The organism is Mesorhizobium sp. M1B.F.Ca.ET.045.04.1.1, from assembly GCF_003952465.1.
In the GTDB taxonomy this organism is placed as follows: domain Bacteria; phylum Pseudomonadota; class Alphaproteobacteria; order Rhizobiales; family Rhizobiaceae; genus Mesorhizobium; species Mesorhizobium shonense.
This window is the reverse complement of the sequence record NZ_CP034448.1, coordinates 3,451,501-3,470,291: the sequence shown is the minus strand read 5'-3', so window position 1 is coordinate 3,470,291 and position 18,791 is coordinate 3,451,501. Positions and strand designations below refer to the sequence as shown.

At 63.5% G+C, this 18,791-nt stretch carries 18 protein-coding genes; 12 read left to right on the top strand and 6 right to left on the bottom strand.

The features are described from left to right. The first annotated feature begins 44 nt into the window (after nucleotides 1-44). On the top strand, nucleotides 45-296 hold the full coding sequence (locus EJ071_RS16960) for a plasmid stabilization protein (protein ID WP_126098869.1): 252 nt from the start codon (nucleotides 45-47) through the stop codon (nucleotides 294-296). Between the two features lie 14 nt (nucleotides 297-310). After that, nucleotides 311-694: a helix-turn-helix transcriptional regulator gene (locus EJ071_RS16955; RefSeq protein WP_126098868.1), complete on the top strand. Its 384-nt coding sequence runs from the start codon at nucleotides 311-313 to the stop codon at nucleotides 692-694. 26 nt (nucleotides 695-720) lie between these two features. Here the strand turns inward: EJ071_RS16955 and EJ071_RS16950 are convergent, their stop codons facing one another. The 3 genes from EJ071_RS16950 to mntR all read right to left on the bottom strand — a co-directional run bounded on the left by EJ071_RS16950 (nucleotide 721) and on the right by mntR (nucleotide 3,670). Next, nucleotides 721-1,989, bottom strand: coding sequence for a TCR/Tet family MFS transporter (locus EJ071_RS16950; protein ID WP_126098867.1), 1,269 nt, complete (start codon nucleotides 1,987-1,989; stop codon nucleotides 721-723). 146 nt (nucleotides 1,990-2,135) lie between these two features. Further along, a complete protein-coding gene (locus EJ071_RS16945) occupies nucleotides 2,136-3,056 on the bottom strand; it encodes a neutral zinc metallopeptidase (RefSeq protein ID WP_126098866.1) in 921 nt (306 codons plus the stop codon). 158 nt (nucleotides 3,057-3,214) lie between these two features. Further along, complete coding sequence (gene mntR / locus EJ071_RS16940) at nucleotides 3,215-3,670, bottom strand: manganese-binding transcriptional regulator MntR (protein ID WP_189521497.1); 456 nt, start codon at nucleotides 3,668-3,670, stop codon at nucleotides 3,215-3,217. A gap of 218 nt (nucleotides 3,671-3,888) precedes the next feature. Here mntR and EJ071_RS16935 point away from each other — a divergent pair, with 218 nt between their 5' ends. From EJ071_RS16935 to EJ071_RS16925, 3 genes are all read left to right on the top strand, one after another. Next, nucleotides 3,889-5,250, top strand: a complete 1,362-nt coding sequence (locus tag EJ071_RS16935; protein WP_126098864.1) for an Nramp family divalent metal transporter — start codon at nucleotides 3,889-3,891, stop codon at nucleotides 5,248-5,250. Nucleotides 5,251-5,295: 45 nt separating this feature from the next. After that, a complete protein-coding gene (locus EJ071_RS16930) occupies nucleotides 5,296-6,138 on the top strand; it encodes a methyltransferase domain-containing protein (RefSeq protein ID WP_126098863.1) in 843 nt (280 codons plus the stop codon). Nucleotides 6,139-6,335: 197 nt separating this feature from the next. Continuing rightward, complete coding sequence (locus tag EJ071_RS16925) at nucleotides 6,336-6,986, top strand: dihydrofolate reductase family protein (protein ID WP_126098862.1); 651 nt, start codon at nucleotides 6,336-6,338, stop codon at nucleotides 6,984-6,986. A gap of 230 nt (nucleotides 6,987-7,216) precedes the next feature. On the opposite strand, the gene EJ071_RS16920 is transcribed toward EJ071_RS16925, so the two are convergent. Beyond that, on the bottom strand, nucleotides 7,217-8,083 hold the full coding sequence (locus EJ071_RS16920; protein WP_126098861.1) for a LysR substrate-binding domain-containing protein: 867 nt from the start codon (nucleotides 8,081-8,083) through the stop codon (nucleotides 7,217-7,219). A gap of 98 nt (nucleotides 8,084-8,181) precedes the next feature. Between EJ071_RS16920 and EJ071_RS16915 the strand changes: the two genes are divergently transcribed. After that, nucleotides 8,182-8,781, top strand: coding sequence for a LysE family translocator (locus EJ071_RS16915; protein WP_126098860.1), 600 nt, complete (start codon nucleotides 8,182-8,184; stop codon nucleotides 8,779-8,781). Between the two features lie 114 nt (nucleotides 8,782-8,895). Here EJ071_RS16915 and EJ071_RS16910 read toward each other — a convergent pair whose 3' ends face one another. Continuing rightward, nucleotides 8,896-9,690 (bottom strand): SDR family oxidoreductase, encoded by a 795-nt coding sequence (locus EJ071_RS16910; protein ID WP_126098859.1) that lies wholly within the window; start codon nucleotides 9,688-9,690, stop codon nucleotides 8,896-8,898. Nucleotides 9,691-9,881: 191 nt separating this feature from the next. On the opposite strand from EJ071_RS16910, the gene EJ071_RS16905 reads away from it, so the two are divergent. Beyond that, a complete protein-coding gene (locus EJ071_RS16905; protein WP_126098858.1) occupies nucleotides 9,882-10,346 on the top strand; it encodes a MarR family winged helix-turn-helix transcriptional regulator in 465 nt (154 codons plus the stop codon). A gap of 39 nt (nucleotides 10,347-10,385) precedes the next feature. Here EJ071_RS16905 and EJ071_RS16900 read toward each other — a convergent pair whose 3' ends face one another. Further along, nucleotides 10,386-11,564, bottom strand: coding sequence for an MFS transporter (locus tag EJ071_RS16900; RefSeq protein WP_126098857.1), 1,179 nt, complete (start codon nucleotides 11,562-11,564; stop codon nucleotides 10,386-10,388). Between the two features lie 192 nt (nucleotides 11,565-11,756). On the opposite strand from EJ071_RS16900, the gene EJ071_RS16895 reads away from it, so the two are divergent. From EJ071_RS16895 to EJ071_RS16875, 5 genes are all read left to right on the top strand, one after another. After that, entirely contained in the window at nucleotides 11,757-12,113 is a 357-nt protein-coding gene (locus EJ071_RS16895) for a helix-turn-helix transcriptional regulator (protein ID WP_126098856.1), read from the top strand. Further along, nucleotides 12,113-12,862 carry a metallophosphoesterase family protein gene (locus EJ071_RS16890; RefSeq protein WP_126098855.1) on the top strand — a complete coding sequence of 250 codons (750 nt, stop codon included), beginning with the start codon at nucleotides 12,113-12,115 and terminating at the stop codon, nucleotides 12,860-12,862. The genes EJ071_RS16895 and EJ071_RS16890 overlap by 1 nt, the downstream gene beginning before the upstream one ends. Before the next feature lie 101 nt (nucleotides 12,863-12,963). After that, on the top strand, nucleotides 12,964-13,752 hold the full coding sequence (locus tag EJ071_RS16885) for an SH3 domain-containing protein (protein WP_348628150.1): 789 nt from the start codon (nucleotides 12,964-12,966) through the stop codon (nucleotides 13,750-13,752). Nucleotides 13,753-14,007: 255 nt separating this feature from the next. Beyond that, nucleotides 14,008-17,514: a carbamoyl-phosphate synthase large subunit gene (gene carB, locus EJ071_RS16880; RefSeq protein ID WP_126098853.1), complete on the top strand. Its 3,507-nt coding sequence runs from the start codon at nucleotides 14,008-14,010 to the stop codon at nucleotides 17,512-17,514. A 110-nt stretch (nucleotides 17,515-17,624) separates the two neighbouring features. After that, on the top strand, nucleotides 17,625-18,764 hold the full coding sequence (locus EJ071_RS16875; protein WP_245460274.1) for an ATP-binding protein: 1,140 nt from the start codon (nucleotides 17,625-17,627) through the stop codon (nucleotides 18,762-18,764). Nucleotides 18,765-18,791 lie beyond the last annotated feature (27 nt).

Sequence of the window (18,791 nt, the reverse complement as noted above, 5' to 3'; positions counted from 1 at the left end):
ATCGCAATTGAAAATCGCGAGCGGCGTTAGGCGATATTGCCGGTATGAAGACGATCATTCTATCGGCGGCTGCAGCTCGCGACCTCGATAACCTGCGTGCCGACGTTCGAGAGCAGGTATCCGAGGGCTTGATTACCTATGCCGTAAGCGGCCGAGGAGATGTCAAACGCCTCGCCGGTAGAGATGGTTACAGGCTGCGGATTGGTCGCTACCGGGTCATATTCGATGAGGACAGAACCACCATCCTCGCGATCTACATAGGAAAACGCGAAACGACGACTTACAGCAGGCCATAACAGGACAAGATGTCATGAATGCCCCGCAAATCATCAAAACCTCAACCGGCGAGGAACTGGTCGTCATCCCCAAAGCGGATTACGAGGCGTTGCTGCACGCTGCCGAAGGGGCTCTCGAAGATGCTGCGGATGTCTCGATCTATGACGAGCGCAAAGCAGACCTCAAAACCGAAAAGGCCCTCCCGGCAGACGTCACCATGGACGTCTTGCGTGGCTCCAGCCGGCTAAAGGCGTTACGCAACTGGCGAAAACTTACTCAGGCTGAACTGGCGGCGACCATCGGTGTCAGTCAGGGTTTCCTGTCGGACCTCGAATCCAATCGCCGTAAGCCGTCGGAGCAGACCAGCGCAATGCTGGCGAAGGCGCTCGATGTTCCCGGCGAATGGATCGAGCCTTAAAACAGGAAGTCACGCAGCGACGCGGCTCAAGCCGCGTCGGTCACAGCTTCCTGCGCATGCATGCGCTCGACTTCCTTCGGCGTCGGCTTGGCCACTTTCGTCACGAAGACGATCACCGCCAGCGTGAGAAAAATGGCGCCGAGCACATAAGGCGCCCCGCCGAACTCGACCGGCGCGCTCGGCCCGGTGAACCAGGAAAAGATCGCCGTATAAAGCAGCGGCGTGATGATCGAGGTGATCGAGAAGATCGAGGTCATCGCGCCTTGCAGTTCGCCCTGCGCCGAAGGCGGCACCTTGGCGGCTGCGAGGCTTCTCAGCGGCGGGTCGGCAAGCGCCTCCAGGCAGCCGGCGACGATCACCGCGTAGATCATCCAGCCTTGCGTCGCAAACGCATAGCCGAAGGCGCTGAGCGCGGTGAAGGTGAGGCCGATCGCCGCCGTCTTCCACTCGCCGAGCGTGGGGATGACCCGCGGCAGCACCGTCGCCATGATGATCGCGCCGCACAGGCCGAAAGCGCCGAGCGAGAACCCGATCTGCTGCTCGTTCCAGCCATAGCGATAGCTGGAGACGAAGGACCAGACCGCCGGATACATCATGTGGCCGAGCGTCATCAGGAAGAAGACGAGTCCGATCCAGCCGATGCCGGGATAGTTGCGCATCTGGATGAGCGTGCCGACCGGATTGGCGCGTTTCCACTCGAAGCGGCGGCGGTGCTTTTCGTCCAGCGTCTCCGGCAGGAAGAACATCGCGATCAGGAAATTCACCAAGGCAAGCCCCGCCGCGAAGTAGAACGGCACGCGCGGCCCGAACGTGCCGAGCAGGCCGCCGAGCACCGGGCCGATGACGAAGCCGACGCCGAAGGCGATTCCGAGCAGGCCGAAATTCTTGGCCCGGTTCTCGTCGTTCGAGATGTCGGCGATGAACGCGGACGTCGTCGAATAGCTGGCGCCGGAAATGCCGGCAAGCACGCGCCCGATGAACAGCATCGGATAGGACCACGCGACGGCGCAGATCAGATTGTCGATGGAAAAGGTGAGCACCGAGGCGAGCAGGATCGGCCGCCGGCCGAAGCGGTCGCTCAAGCCGCCGATGACCGGCGCGAAGAAGAACTGCATGGCCGCATAGACGAAGAACAGCCAGCCGCCCTCGATCGCCGCCTCGCTGACGCCCACGCCCGTCAATTCCTGCAGATAGGCGGGCAGCACCGGCATGATGATGCCGAAGCCGATGACGTCGAGCAGCAGCGTCGTGAAAACGAGCGCAAGGCCCCGCCTGGCGGTTTTTGGGTCGATCATGGTGATAATCTCCTCGGCCGCCTGGGCGGGAGGCAACTTATAGGCGAGCTTGCCGCCCGGAACAATAAGCGAACGACGGCAACTGCCTCATCCTGACATCAGGTGCCGGTAGCCGCTGTCAGAAGAATGGAACCCGGCGCATCACCTCAGACCGGATTGTTGAAGGTATCGCAATCCGAAAGCTTGCCGCTCTTGTAGCCGCGCGCCAGCCAGGTCTGCCGCTGCGCTGATGTGCCGTGATTGAAGCTTTCGGGCACGACATAACCCTGCATCTTCTTCTGCAGCGTGTCGTCGCCGATCTGCTGGGCGGCGTTCAGCGCGCTCTCCATGTCGCCCTGCTCCAATATGCCCTTCTGCGCGGTGTAGTGCGCCCAGACGCCGGCGAAGCAGTCGGCCTGGAGCTCGACCCGCACCGACATCTGGTTGGCCTCCGCCTCGCCCATGCTCTGCCGCATCTGGTTGAACTTTTGCATGATGCCGGTGAGGTTCTGCACGTGATGGCCGACCTCATGCGCGATAACATAGGCACGGGCGAACTCGCCCGAGGCGCCGAACTGCTGGTCGAGCTGTTGGAAGAAGGTCATGTCGAGATAGACCTTGTGGTCGCCGGGGCAATAGAACGGCCCGGCCGCCGACGAGGCAAAGCCGCAGGCCGAGCGGATCTGGCCGCTGAACAGCACCAGCTTCGGGTCTTCGTAAGTGAGGCCGCTGGCCTTGAAGATGCCGGTCCAGGTGTCCTCGGTCTCGGCAAGCACGGTCGCCACGAACTGCTTCATCTCGTCGGAAGCAGGCGCCCCTGTGCTGTCCTGCGAACCGCTGTTGTCGGTGATCTGGCCACCGCCGCCCGGCACGAGGCCGCCGCTGCCGTCACCCAGGATCTGCGACGGATCGAAGCCGAAATACCATCCCGCGAGAACGACCAGGATGACCAGAATGATGCTCGAGCCGCCGCCGGCGCGGCCGCCGATCGGAATGCGGAACTGGCCCGGGCTGCCGCCCAGACCGCCGCCGATATCGCTTCGCTGATCCTCGATGTTGTCGCTCTGACGACGGCCTCTCCAAAGCATGGCAACTCCTCGCACCACGGATGTCCTGGAAGGTCCGGCCCGCGACCGCCCCTCGGCCAACAATTATCGCAACGCATACGCCAAGTCACAGCATTTTTCGCCGCCGGCAGCGCAGCGCCGCGCTCCGCAACCCGTTCCTCATCTCCGAACGTTCGGGCTCAGCGGGCTGCCGTCATTGCTCTGCGAAAAGCGTCCAGCGTCTCGGCGCTGACATGGTGCTCGATGCCCTCGGCATCGATGCGCGCCGTCTCGGCGCTGACGCCTAGCGAGCGCAGGAAGGCCTCGACCGTCTGGTGACGGACGCGGCTCTCTTCGGCGACCTTCCGGCCGGCTTCGGTCAGGAACACCCCGCGATAGGGCTTCCTGGAGACCAACCCGTCGGCGCAGAGCCTGGTCAGCATTTTCGCCACGGTGGGTTGCGCGACGCCAAGCCTGGCCGCGATATCGACCTGACGGGCTTCGTTGCCGTCCTCGATCAGATCGGCGATCAGCTCGACGTAGTCCTCGACGAGCGCGCTGCGGCGCGCTTCGCGCGTGTGCCGGAACCCTTCCGAATGGATTTCGGCATCGGGCAGCGGCTTTTCGCGTCGAACCGGTCTGTTCCTCAGCGCCAATACGCGCCCCTCCTTCTTGGCTGCCCGAAGGCTGAATCGGGATCGCATTCATAACACGAACCCTGGTGGTCCGGCCGTTTATTTGCATTCCCGCTCACGTGCAACCGGCCCTCTGCACCGTCGGATAAAAAGCACAAACAATAAAATATAGCATATTGCATAATGTTGAGCCATGGCATAGATAAGGGGCATAGTCGATCCATTCCAACGGAATTTCCATGTCCGACGCCGAAGTAGCAGCCGTATCCCGATCCGCGTGGCAATTTGCCCGGACCGATGCAGGCGAGCAGCCAAGCCTGCGCGAGGTCAACGCCTCGATCGCTGTTCCGCAAACCGGGCTGTGGCTTCGCCGCCTGTTCGCTTTCATGGGTCCCGGCTACATGGTGTCGGTCGGCTATATGGACCCGGGCAATTGGGCGACCGACCTCGCCGGCGGCGCCCAGTTCGGCTACACGCTGCTTTTCGTCATCATGCTGTCGAACCTGATGGCGATCCTTTTGCAGGCGCTGGCCGCCCGCCTCGGCATCGCCACCGGCCGCGACCTCGCGCAGGCCTGCCGGGCCTACTATCCGCGCCCGGTCAATCTTCTGCTCTGGTTCGCCTGCGAACTTGCGATCATCGCCTGCGACCTCGCCGAGGTGATCGGCACGGCGATCGCGCTGCAGCTTCTGTTCGGCATCCCGCTGATCGGCGGCGCCCTGATCACCGCGCTCGACGCTTTCCTGGTGCTGCTGCTGATGAACAGGGGGTTCCGCTATCTCGAGGCCTTCGTCGTCGCGCTGCTGATCGTCATCTTCGGCTGCTTTGCCGTCCAGATCTTCGTTGCCGCGCCGCCGGCCGGCACGATCCTGCATTCGATGTTCGTGCCGTCCTCCGAGATCGTCACCAACCCGGCGATGCTCTACATCGCCATCGGCATCATCGGCGCCACCGTGATGCCGCACAATCTCTACCTGCACTCCTCGATCGTGCAGACCCGCGCCTACGAGCGCACCGATGCGGGCAAGCGCGACGCCATCAGGTGGGCGACGACGGATTCGACCATCGCGCTGATCCTGGCGCTGTTCGTCAACGCCTCGATCCTGATCGTTGCGGCGGTAGCCTTCCACGCCACCGGCCACCAAGGCGTCGCCGAGATCGGCCAGGCATTTGAATTGCTGTCGCCGCTCTTGGGCTTGAGCGTCGCCTCGATCCTGTTCGCGATCGCGCTGCTCGCCTCCGGCCTCAACTCGACGGTCACCGCGACGCTCGCCGGACAGATCGTGATGGAAGGTTTTTTGCGCCTGCGTTTTCCGCAATGGGCGCGCCGCCTCCTGACGCGCGGCGTCGCCATCGTCCCGGTGATTGTCGTCACCGCCCTTTACGGCGAAAAGGGCACGGGCCAGCTGCTGGTCTTCAGTCAGGTCATCCTGTCGATGCAGTTGCCCTTCGCCGTAGTGCCCCTGGTGCAGTTCGTGTCGGACAAGAAGAAGATGGGCAATTTCGCCATCCCGCGCGGTGTCGCCGCGCTCGCCTGGGTGGTCGCGGCCATCATCCTGGTGCTCAATTTCAAGCTGCTCTTCGACACCTTCGCCGGCTGAGATCGAGCAGCGACATTCCGGCCGGCCATGCTATCTTCTGGAAGCATGACCGGATCGGACGATGCCCGAAAATTCTACGCCAAACTGATGGCCGCGCATGCGCGCTCCGCCGATCCCCGCATCGAGGAGGTGTTCGCCTCGGTGCCGCGCGAGGCCTTTCTCGGGCCCGGCCCTTGGACCGTTTTTGCCGGCGATGGCGGGTTCAAAACGCCGACCGCCGATCCAAGCTACATCTACCAGAACGTGCTTGTGGTGCTCGATGCCGACAAGGGCATCAACAACGGTGAGCCGGTTCTGCATGCCATGTGGATCGGCAAGGTCGAGCCGAAGCCCGGCGAGGCCGTCACCCATATCGGCGCCGGCACCGGCTACTACACCGCGCTGCTGGCCAGGCTGGTCGAACCGGGCGGCAGCGTCACCGCCTTCGAGATCGAAGCGGACCTTGCCGCGCAAGCCAAGGTGAACCTCGCGGCCTATGGCAATGTCGAGGTTGTCCCCGGCGACGCCGTCGCTGGCCCATTGCCGCCCTCAGACATCATCTATGTCAATGCCGGCGTCATTGCCCCTCCAGCGACGTGGCTGCGGGCGCTCAAACCCGGTGGTCGCCTGATCTTTCCGTGGCGGCCGGCGGAGCGCATCGGTCTCGCGGTGCTGGTCACCCGCATGCAAGCGGGTTTCGTCTGTCAGCCCTTCATGGGTTCCTGGTTCATCCCTTGCGTCGGCGCCTCGCTCGCCGGCCCGGAGGCAAAAGTGCCAACCCGCGAGCGCGCGCTGCGCACGCGCTCGATCTGGCTGAGCGAAGACAAGGCGCCCGACCGCACCGCCACCGCCGTCTTCGGCGAAGTCTGGTTCTCGTCGCGCGCCATTCGCGGTGACGGCAGGCGGTAGAAATCTACAGGTCAATGTCGAAAAGGAGCCTTGTCGTTCGTCCTTAGAGCAATTCCGGGAAAAGTGCGTAGCGGTTTTCCGTCCGGAATTGCGTGGAAACAAATACTTAGAGCGGGTCAGCGCATCTATCGAAAGCTGGACCGCTCTAGACTGAAATCCGGCCGTGTCGGCGCGGATCACAAAAAGGGAGAAGGCAGATGCGCAAAATCATCGCCGCCACATTCGTCAGCCTCGACGGCGTCATGCAGGCGCCAGGCGGACCGGAAGAGGATCCGGTCGGCGGCTTCAAGTTCGGCGGCTGGACGTTCCACTACTTTGATGAGATAGCGGGTGCGGCGATGGATGAATTATTCTCCAAACCCTTCGCGCTGCTGCTGGGGCGTAGAACCTACGACATCTTCGCCGCGTACTGGCCGTATCAGAAAGATCAGATCGCTGATGCCTTCAACCCTGCGACCAAATATGTGGCGACGCATCGGCCGGACTCGCTCACCTGGCAGAACACACAATCGCTTGGGCCTGATATCGTCGCAAGGCTCAGAGAGCTCAAACAGGAGGACGGACCTGACCTGCTCATCCAGGGATCGGGCAATCTGATCCAGACCCTGCTCGCCAACGGGCTGATCGACGAGATCCGGCTGATGATCTTTCCGCTGTTGCTCGGCAAGGGCAAGCGGCTGTTCGGCGACAGCGCGATGCCGGCCGCCTTCAAGCTTATCAAGTCGCAGACCTCCAGCACCGGCGTCATCATGGCGACCTACGAGCGCGGCGGCGAGATTCGCACCGGGTCGTTTGCTCAACAGGAACCTTCCGAGGCTGAGCTCGAACGGCGCAAGAACTGGAAGTAACGGGCCGAGGCATTCACCAAGCTGGAGCACCCCTCATCCGACCGAGCTTCGCTCGGCCACCTTCTCCCACAAGGGGAGAAGGTGGAGCTTGGCGCGTGCGGCTCAGCAAATGTCCAGCGTCGACCATTGGCTGCAACGCCGGCGCGGTCTTCCCTTCTCCCCTTGTGGGAGAAGGTGGATCGGCGCGCAGCGCCGAGACGGATGAGGGGTGTTCTAGCGAGGTGCCTACCTCACGCCGCTTGGCGGTAGCGCGCCAGCCCGTCACGGATGTGCGCCGCGAAGGCTTGTGCCGCCGGCGCGACGGCATGCTTCGGCAGGTGCAGGTTGACGGAAAAATTCGGCAGGGCCGGAATGGCGGCATCGGACAGGATGTCGAGATCGGCCGGAACCGTCGAGGCAAGCCAGGTGGTCACGGCAAGGTCCGAGCGCACCGTTGCGGTCGTGGCGTCGATATTGCCGTTCTCAAATACGGTGCGCCAGTCGAGCCCATGCGCACCGAGCGCTGCCAGAACCGCCGGACGGAAAGCGCAGGTATCCGCGACCATCGACACCGGCAGGGGCCGCTTCAAGCGCGCCGAGCCGCCCTTAGCGCCGACCCAGACCAGCCGGTCGACGAGCAGGCATTCGCCGGCCGTCGGACCGGCCCGCTCCTCGATGACCGCGAGGTCGATCGTGCCAGCCGCCAGCGCCGCCGCAAGCTCCGGCGAGGAAGCGCAGACCAGCGAAATCTCCACCTGCGGGTGGGCTTCGGCGTAAGTCTTGAGCACGGGCTGAAGCAATGTGCCGACAAGGTCGTAGGGCACGCCGATCCGCACCTGGCCGGCGACCGCCTTGCCGCTTATCTCCGCCAGGATCTCGTCGTTGAGCTGCAAGAGACGCCTGCCCCTCTCGAGCAGCCGCTCGCCGGAACGCGTCAGCCTCAGGCCACGCCGGTCGCGCTCGAACAGCGCCTGGCAAAGCACGTCCTCCAGCCGCTTGATCTGCTGGCTGACGGCGCCCTGGGTCAGATTGAGGGCGTTGGCCGCGGCCGTCATGCTGGCTTTGTCGGCTGTCGTGACGAAGGTGCGGACAAGTGTGGTGTCGAGATCGCGTATCATGGCTGCATTATAATCTCTAATGCAAAGCATATCAAACATTGCATTTACTGATAGCGCCCAGCGCCTAGCATACAGGCTCCTTCGACCGGGAAGCCCATATGTCCGAAACCATCATCCCCCTTGTCCTGTTCGCGCTGATCTCGACCTCGACGCCCGGCATCGCCACGACGCTGTCGACCGCATCCGGCGCGCAGTTCGGCTTTCGCCGCTCGGTGCCGCTGATGGCCGGCAGCGCCGCCGGCCTTGCTTCGGTGGCGGCGGCGGGTGCGGCCGGCCTCGCCGGATTGCTGGCCGCCGTCCCTTCCTTGCAGCTCGCAATGAAGATCGCCGGCTCGCTCTATCTGATCTGGCTGGCGGTCAAGATCGGCCGCAGCGGCCCGCCCAACCTCGACGTGACCATGGCCAAGCCGAACAGCTTCTTCGGCGGCGCCGGCATCCAGTGGATGAACCCGAAGGGCTGGGCGATGGGGTTGGGTGCGGCCGCTTCATTCGCGACGCTTGCCGACGGTCCCTTGCAGCTCGCGCTTTTGTTGAGCGCCGTGTTCGGTCTTGCCGCCGCTTTCTCGCTATCGCTCTGGTGCACGGCCGGCACGCTGCTTGCACGGCTGCTCAGGACCGAGCGGCAATGGCGTGCGCTCAACATCGCGCTTGGCCTGCTGCTGGCCGCCTCCATCCTGCAGATGTGGCGGCCAGCTTAGAGTCCCCAAATCCCGCTAAATCAGCGCCAGTACCCCACCCGGGCCTTCGGTCCGACCTCCCCACAAGGGGGAGGTAGGGAGCGTACTCTTCTATGCCTCAAGAAATGGCACACTTCAGGCCGCGTAGCGGGCCGCCGGCTTGTCGGCATGCAGGCTGCCATAGAAGGCTTGCCGGGCGCCGAGGAATGTTGCCACCTTGGCCTCATCGGCAAGCGCCGGCGCGGTGACGGCTTCGCCCCTGGCCAGGCCGACAAGCGCCGCATCGACCAGATCGTCGGCGGTCATGATGATCTCCTTCGGCAGTTGGTCGATGTCGCTGCCAGCGAGCTCCCAGAAGTCGGTTCGGGTCGCGCCCGGCAGCACCACCTGCACCGTCACATTGGTGCCCGCGACCTCGCGGTGCAGGCCCTCGGTGAAGTTGACGACGTAGGCCTTGGTGCCGCTATAGATGCCGCCGAACGACGTCTCGTAAGCGAGCACCGATGCGATGTTGACAATGGCGCCGCGGTTGCGCGCCAGGAGACCCGGCAGCACAGCGCGTGTCAGGCGGGTCAAGGCGATGACATTGACCTTGATCATGCGTTCGGCGGCGTCGGCGTCGGCCGTTGCCACCACCTGCTGGCCGCCGAGGCCGGCATTGTTGACCAGCAGGGTCACGCTGTCGTCGGCGGCGATTGCCTGCTCGACGCGGCGTACATCGTTATCGTCGGCAAGATCGGCGACAATCGTCTTGACCTTGCGGCCATAGGCATAAGCGAGCCTGTCCGCCACTTCCTGCAGCCGGTCGGCGCGCCGCGCCACCAGCACAAGATCGTAGCCCTGACCGGCCAGCCGGTCGGCATAGACCGCGCCGATGCCCGAGGAAGCACCGGTGATGACGGCCGTGCCCTTGTTGTCTGTCTTGCTCATTGTCCTGTTCCTTTTCGTCCTGTTCGCTCGGCGTAGACGGACGCGTCAGCCGCCCAGCCTATGTCCAATTTCCAATTAGTGGCATATGCCACTTTCGGCGAAGTAGGTATATGCCACTATCTTGTCAACGGCAGTCGGGAAAACTATTTCTGCGGCAGGCTGGCACACCTTCGCGCCGGCAAGGAGTGGATATGACCGAAGCCAGACAGCCCGGATTCAGCCGTTGCAACAACGCCACCTTGCGGCGCGCCGCGCGCAGGCTCGGCCGCTTCTACGACGACGCGCTGGCGCCTTCGGGCCTGAAGGGAACGCAGTTTGGCCTGATCTTTCAAATCCATGTCGGCAGCGAGCCGGCGATGGGCGCCATCGCCGAGGCGCTGATCATGGACCTGTCGGCGCTTGGCCACACGTTGAAGCCGCTGATCCGCGACGGTTATGTCGAGACTTTCGCCGACAAGGACGACCGCCGCATCAAGCGCGTGCGGTTGACGCCGCAAGGCCAGGCCAAGCTCGACGAGGCGATCAAGCTGTGGAGCGCTGCCCAACGGCAATTCGAGGACAAGGTCGGCGCGGAGCAGGCCGCGAAGCTTCGTGCAGCGCTGGACGCCGTGGCTGACCTGGATCTGGAAATGGCGACGGCCGCTCCTTCCATCTGAAGAAGAGGCCGTCAGTAAGCTCTATGGCGTTTTAGCGAACTATTCCGCAGGCATTGCAACCGGCCGCGCAAACACGCGGCCCGCCAGCACTACACCCAGCCCCACGATCGGGAACATCGCGGCGATCACGCCGAGATCGGCCGGCGCGCCGAAGCGCAGCACCGCGCCGCCGACGACCGCGCCGAGCGCGACGCCGAAATAAAGCGCCGAAGCGTTGAGCGACAGTACGATGGGCGCTGCATCGGGCGCGATCTTGATGATGCGGCTCGCCTGCGCCGGCGGGAAGGCCCAGCCGACGATGCCCCACGGCACCATCATGCCCATCAGCGCCGGCCCGGCGATCGAATGCGGCAGGAAGGTCGGGATCAGCGAGAAAGTGACGAGCGTGGCCGCGGAGAGCGCCAGCGACCAGCCGACGGTGCGCGCCGCGCCGAAACGGTCGGCGGCCTGGCCGCCGGCAATGTTGCCGATGACGGCACCGATGCCGAAGGCAAGCAGCGTGCCCGGCAACGCAAGTGGGCTGAGGCCGCCGCCCTCGATGGCCAAAGGCGCGATGAAGGCAAAGACGGTGAAGGCGCCGACCAGCGCCAGCACCGTCGTCAAAAGGATCGGCATCACGCCGGGGCGGACCGCTGCCGCCAGCCTGCGCTTCAGCGGCAGCCTGGTGCCGACGATGCCGCGCGGTAGCCGCCACCACAGGATCGCGCCGGCAATCGCGCCGAGCCCGGCGATGGCGAAGAAGGTTCCGCGCCAACCGGCAATCGCTGCCACCAGCGCCCCAAGCGGCGCGCCGACCGCGACCGCAACCGTGGTGCCGCCGACGACGACGGCGATGGCACGCGCCCGGTGATGGTCGTCGACCAGCGCCACGGCCGTGCCTTGAGCGGTCGCCGCGAACAGGCCGGACGACAGCGCCATGACGATCCGCGCAATCAGCAGCAATTCGAAGGACGAGCTCACCGCCGCGACCAGGTTGCCGATCACGAAGAACACCAGCGTCCACAGGATGACGCGCCGCCGGTCCCACTCGCCGGTCAGCGTCGCAAGCACCGGCGCGCCAATCGCATAGGCGAGCGCGAAGGCGGTGATCAGCGATCCGGCGAGCGGAACGGAGATGCCGGCATCCGAGGCGATGTCGGGAAGAAGGCTGGAGATGACGAAGCCCTCGGTCGAGATCGCGAACGATCCGAGCGCAAGCCAGAAGATCCGCTTGTCCATGGATGTGTCCTTAGTTCAAAAGTTATTGAACAATTGGACACAACAGCGCATGATGTCAACGGATCCAGGGAAAAATAGCTGAACCCTGCTGACAGCCCTGTGTCAGGACGTGGTAAAAACTGAGAAGCTGTGTAGACCGGCAAGGAGAGGAGACGCGTTGAAGTTGGTTGCGTTTGCGCTTAATTCTCGGCCATGACCCTGCCCCATCCGACCGCCGACCAGATCAGCCTGCCGATCGTGCTTGCCGTGCTCGGCGATCCGACCAGGCTCGCCATCGTGCGCTATCTCGCCAGCAAGGAAGGCGTGCCGATGAACTGCGGCAAGTTCCTCGACCTCGCCTCCAAGACCAACCTCTCCTACCACCTCGCCAAGCTGCGTGAGGCCGGCGTGACGCGCACCGAAGCAGTCGGCACCAGCCGGCTGATCACGCTGCGGCGCGACGACCTCGACAGGCGCTTCCCCGGCCTGCTCGACAGCGTGATTGCGGCCGCCGGCGATGACAAGGCGCTTCCCATGGTCGGCTCCGCCGACACCGAAATCGACGCCTGATGCGCATCGCCGTCCTCGCCGACATCCACGGCAACGTGCTGGCCTTGGACGCCGTGCTCGACGATCTCGAGCGCCGCGGCGGCGCCGACCTCGTCGTCAATCTCGGCGATTGCGTCTCCGGACCGCTGTGGCCGCGCGAGACGATGCAAAGGCTGGAAGCGCTCGGCCTGCCGACGGTGCGCGGCAACCACGACCGCCGTGTCGCCGAGGACCCGGCCGACGAGAACATGTGGCCATCCGACCGCTATGCGCAGGAGCGGCTGACGCCAGCGCGGCGCCAAGCGCTGTTTGCCTTGCCGCTCACGCTCGAGATCGCGCCGGGCGTCGTCGCCTTCCATGCCCGGCCTGATCACGACGAAAAATACCTTGCCGACGCGATCGTAGACGGCCAGCTGGTGCGCGCGCCGCTCAGCACGATCAGGCGCCGGCTGAAGTCGCTCGACCCCGCCTGCCGTGTCGCGCTGTGCGGCCACAGCCATCGCAACGAACTCATCCGCATTCCGGGCGGCCCGGTCGTCTTCAACCCCGGCAGCGTCGGCTGCCCCGCCTATGCCGACGATACGCCTCCGGCGCATGTCTCCGAACAAGGTGCCCCGCATGCGCGCTATGGCATCGTCGAACTGGGTGCCCCCGACCGCTTCGAGGCGATTGCCGTGGACTACGACCATGAAGCCGCCGCAAAGCAGGCCGAACGGGCGGGCAGGCCGGAATGGGCGCACGCCTTGCGAACCGGATTCATGAAGGATTAAGCGAAGCTTATATCCGATTGAGCGATATCTCGGGCTGAATGGAAAGCCGAAGCGTCCATTTTGGAGACCACATGAAGCGCAAAGTCACGCTCCGATCGACATTGCTGATCGCCGCTCCTTTGCTGCTGGCCACCCTGCCGGCTTTGGCCGAGGACGCGCCGGGACCGATCATTTCGATCATCGGCGGCCTCGCGCCGGACGATCTGCTCAACATCCGCGCCACCGCTTCACCGGATGGAAAGATCGCGGCGCGCCTGCCCAATGGCGCGGCCGTGAAGAATTTCGGCTGCAACCTCGTCAACGGTTATCCGTGGTGCAAGGTCGAGGATACGCAGGACGCGCACATCGTCGGATGGGCGCCCGCCCGCTACCTCAGCCCCAACAACCCGGCGCCCGCGACTGAAGATGCCGCAGCACCGGCAGCCGAACCCGTCGCGTCTGAGGAAGCCAACGCGGCTCAGCCCCCCGAAGCGCCGTCGCCCGACATCGCCGCGCGCCTGGGTGGCAGCGAGCCGGCCGACCCGCCATCCGCGGCCGATATCAGCGTGACCGCCATGCAGGATGCCTATGGCCTCGCCTTCGCGCCCTCGGCAACCGCTCAATCCGACACCCCTGGTCCCGATGCGGCCGGCGGCATTCCCTGCGCCCGCAATATCGGCCAGCCGATGACACGCTGCGAGGTCAGCGTCGCGCGCACGGACGGCGACAGCACGGTGACCGTGACCTGGCCCGACGGCGGAAGGCGCGTCATTACCTTCCACAACGGTCAGCCCGCTAGCTCGGATTCATCCGAGGAATTCCGCTTCACCCGCGAAGGCACCCTCAACATGATCCGCGTCGGCGTTTCGGAACGGTTCGAGATTACGGACCAGCTGGCACTGGGGGAATAGGGGTTGGGCAGTAGGCAGTAGGGATTAGGCAGTAGGCAGCAGGATCGGGCAGCAGGAGATGACACCGGACGCCCTGTTACCCTATTGCCTATTGCCTATTGCCTACTGCCTAATCCCGCATTTTCGGGGTTACATCCGCCAAAACTCTTCCCTATAAGGCCCTCCTAGCCTGATACCAGAATCGCAAGCACAACCGGCCGGGTCCTCCCCGCCCGGTTTTTCGTGCAAGCCGCTCGCCGAACGGAATTTTCGAACATGCCAAGACGCACCGACATCAAGTCGATCCTGATCATCGGGGCCGGCCCCATCGTCATCGGCCAGGCATGCGAGTTCGACTATTCCGGCACCCAGGCCTGCAAGGCGCTGAAGGAAGAGGGCTTCCGCGTCATCCTGGTGAACTCCAACCCGGCCACCATCATGACCGATCCGGAGCTGGCCGACGCCACCTATGTCGAGCCGATCACGCCGGAGGTGGTGGCCAAGATCATCGCCAAGGAGCGCCCCGACGCGCTGCTGCCCACCATGGGCGGGCAGACGGCGCTCAACACCGCGCTGTCGCTGCGGCGCATGGGCGTGCTCGACCGCTACAATGTCGAGATGATCGGCGCCGACGCTCATGCCATCGACAAGGCCGAGGACCGCGCGCTGTTCCGCCAGGCGATGAGCAAGATCGGCCTCGAGACGCCGCGCTCGATGCTGGCCAACGCCACCGAGGTCAAGGATGCCGACCGCAAGATCCACGAAGCCGAGCGCGCCGCGCTGAAGGCCGAGCACCCCGAAAACCTCGACGCCGCGCTCGATGCGCTGGAGACGCGCTGGAACCTCGGCGAAGGCGACCGCAAGCAGCGCTATATCAGCCACGCTATGGCGGTCGCCGCGCTGGCGCTCGACCATGTCGGCCTGCCGGCGATCATTCGGCCTTCCTTCACCATGGGCGGCACCGGCGGCGGCATCGCCTACAATCGCGCCGAATTCTACGACATCGTCCAGTCGGGCCTCGACGCCTCGCCGACCACCGAAGTGCTGATCGAGGAAAGCGTGCTCGGCTGGAAGGAGTATGAGATGGAGGTCGTCCGCGACAAGGCGGACAACTGCATCATCATCTGCTCGATCGAGAACCTCGACCCGATGGGCGTGCACACCGGCGATTCCATCACCGTCGCCCCTGCCCTGACGCTCACCGACAAAGAATACCAGATGATGCGCAACGCCTCGATCGCGGTGCTGCGCGAAATCGGGGTGGAGACCGGCGGCTCCAACGTGCAGTTCGCCGTCAACCCGGCCGACGGCCGCCTGGTGGTGATCGAGATGAACCCGCGCGTCTCGCGCTCCTCCGCGCTCGCCTCCAAGGCGACCGGCTTCCCGATCGCCAAGGTCGCGGCAAAGCTCGCCGTCGGCTACACTCTGGACGAGCTGGAGAACGACATCACCGGCGGCGCGACGCCGGCTTCCTTCGAGCCGACGATCGACTATGTGGTGACGAAGATCCCGCGCTTCGCCTTCGAGAAGTTCCCGGGCGCCGAGCCTGTGCTGACCACCGCCATGAAGTCGGTGGGCGAGGTGATGGCCATCGGCCGCACCTTCCAGGAATCGCTGCAGAAGGCGCTGCGCGGACTGGAAACCGGCCTGACCGGTCTCGACGAAATCGAGATCCCCGGCATCGGCCACGGGCCAACCGCCGCCAATCACGCCGACGACCGCAACGCCATCCGCGCAGCGCTCGGCACGCCGACGCCCGACCGGCTGCGCATGGTGGCGCAGGCGATCCGCATGGGCACCTCGCTGGAAGACGTGCACGCCATGTGCAAGATCGACCCGTGGTTCCTCGAGCAGATCGCCGGCATCATCGCCATGGAGGATCGCATCCGCGAGCATGGCTTGCCTGAGGACGCCGCCAACCTGCGCATGCTGAAGGCGATGGGTTTTTCCGACGCCCGCCTCGCCTCGCTGACGAAGACCGACGCCGAACACGTTCAGAACGCGCGCGAAAAACTCGACGTTCATCCGGTCTACAAGCGCATCGACACCTGCGCCGCCGAGTTCGCCTCGCCCACCGCTTATATGTACTCGACCTATGAGACGCCATTCGTCGGCGAGCCCGCCAACGAGGCGCGGGTATCAGCGCGGAAAAAGGTCGTCATCCTCGGCGGCGGCCCCAACCGCATCGGCCAGGGCATCGAGTTCGACTATTGCTGCTGCCATGCCGCCTTTGCGCTGCGCGACGCCGGCTACGAGGCGATCATGGTCAACTGCAACCCGGAGACCGTGTCGACCGACTACGACACCTCCGACCGCCTCTATTTCGATCCGCTGACGGCCGAGGACGTGCTGGAGATCCTGCGCGCCGAGCAGGCCTCGGGCGAGCTTATCGGCGTCATCGTCCAGTTCGGCGGCCAGACGCCGCTGAAGCTGGCGGACGCGCTGGAGAAGGCCGGCATCCCGATCCTCGGCACCTCGCCCGACATGATCGACCTGGCGGAAGACCGCGACCGCTTCCAGAAGCTCTTGCACAAGCTCGGCCTCACCCAACCGAAGAACGGCATCGCCTATTCGGTCGAGCAGGCGCGCCTCGTCGCCGCCGAGCTCGGCTTCCCGCTGGTTGTGCGCCCGTCCTATGTGCTCGGCGGCCGCGCCATGCAGATCATCTACAACGAAGGCATGCTGCAGACCTACCTGCTCGACACCGTGCCCGGCCTGGTGCCGGAGGACATCAAGCAGAAATACCCCGCCGACAAGACCGGCCAGATCAACACGCTGCTCGGCAAGAATCCGCTTCTGTTCGACACCTATCTGACCGGCGCCATCGAAGTCGACGTCGACTGCCTCTGCGACGGCAAGGAGACATTCGTCTCCGGTATCCTGGAGCATATCGAGGAGGCCGGCATCCATTCGGGCGATAGCGCCTGCTCGCTGCCGGTGCACGCGCTGCACCCGGACCTCGTCGACGAGCTGGAGCGGCAGACCGCGGCACTTGCCCGCGCGCTCGATGTCGGCGGCCTGATGAACGTGCAGTATGCGATCCAGGACGGCACGGTCTATGTGCTGGAGGTCAATCCGCGCGCCTCCCGCACCGTGCCTTTCGTCGCCAAGACCATCGGGCGTCCGATCGCCAAAATCGCGGCCCGCATCATGGCCGGCGAGACGCTGGAAAACGCCTTCGCCCATTACGGCGCGATGCCCGACCCGCGCAATCCCGGCCACATCGCGGTCAAGGAAGCCGTCTTCCCCTTCGCCCGCTTCCCCGGCGTCGACATCCTGCTCGGACCGGAAATGCGCTCGACCGGCGAGGTGATGGGCCTCGACCGCGATTTTGCCCTCGCCTTCGCCAAGAGCCAGCTGGGGGCGGGTGTCGATCTCCCCCGCGCGGGCACGCTGTTCGTCTCGGTGCGCGACGAGGACAAGAAGGGCATCCTGCCCGCCGTTAGGCGGCTCGCCGGCCAGGGCTTCAAGGTCCTCGCCACCTCCGGCACCGCGCGCTTCCTCGCCGAGAACGGCGTGACGGCGGAAAAGATCAACAAGGTGCTCGAAGGCCGCCCCCACATCGAGGACGCCATCCGCAACCGCCAGGTCCAGATCGTCTTCAACACCACGGACGGCCAGAAGGCGGTGTCGGACTCGAAGTCGCTACGGCGGGCAACGCTGATGCAGAAGGTACCGTATTACACGACGCTGTCGGGGGCTGCCGCGGTGGCGGAGGCGATTGCGGCGCTGCGGGCGGGGAATTTGGAGGTGAGGCCGCTGCAGGAGTATTTTGTAGGCTGATCCTACCTCAATGTAGCGATCAACCGGTCTCTGGCCAAAGAGCGCCTGCACTCAAGCTTGCCGAATCTTGTATTGCTTGAAAATATGGAACTCTCATCCAAGGTGCTCAGATGACGCAGTTTGACGACGTTACAATTGAAAAAATCTTTGGCGCTGATGACGCCGAGAACGAAGACCCAACGCGTTTCAAAGAATATTTCTACCGCAACCGGGCATACGACTCACTTGTGTCGGACCTCTCAGCCCGCATTCTCGTCGGGCACAAAGGTATCGGAAAAAGTGCTCTCCTCAAACGCGCATATCTTGACGATCAAGAGAAAGGACTGCCTTCCATCTGGCTGAGGCCCAATGACATTGTGAACGTTAGAACGGCAGCGTTAGCGCAAACAGACTTCATACTGCGCATCGAAGAGTGGAAGCGCGGCCTTCTTCTAGAGGCAATAGAAGACTTCTTCCTGAACAAATACGGCCTTGGATCGCGCGATGTGGTGGCGGAGCTTACGAACGCCAAGCCACGCGACTTGTCGAGAATTCTGGAAAAGGCCCTTGCGGAAAAGGCCGATGGAAACCCAATTAACATTTATATCGACGACATCGATCGCGCTTGGTCTGCCTCGCCTGATGACATCCGTAATATATCTGCTCTTCTTAACGCAATTCGAGATATTGGCGGCGAATTTCCAAAAATTAGATTCCGTATGGGACTGAGAAGCGACGTCTACTTCTTGGTAAGAACTTCGGATGAATCTACAGACAAGATCGAAAGAAATGTCATTTGGCTCCGATGGACTAACGATGAAATTTTTCGGCTAGCTGCAAAAAGAGTAGTATCATATTTCTCGATTAGGAAGAGTGACGATGAGATAAACGTTATGTCTCAACGACAAATCTCCGAACAGATCCTATCGAAGGTCATTACCCCGCGGTATCAAGGTCGTGGCCGTTGGGAAGATCGACCAACATATTCGATACTTATGTCAATGACACGAGCAAGGCCACGTGATCTTATTAAGCTTTTTCAGCTTTCGGCACGAAACGCTTACGCCGACCGTGCTGAAGTTATAACCACCACCCATCTTGAGCGCTCCCTAGAACCGTACTCACAAGAACGCCTCCAAGATGTCATCAATGAATTCAAGAGTGAGCTTCCCGAGATAGAGAAGTTACTTTTGGAAATGCGACCCACAAAAAAGAAAGGACAACTGCAGAAAATTTCCAGTTCACAACAGACCGGCTACGCGCAAAACTGAATAACGCTCTACGTCACGTGAATTTGT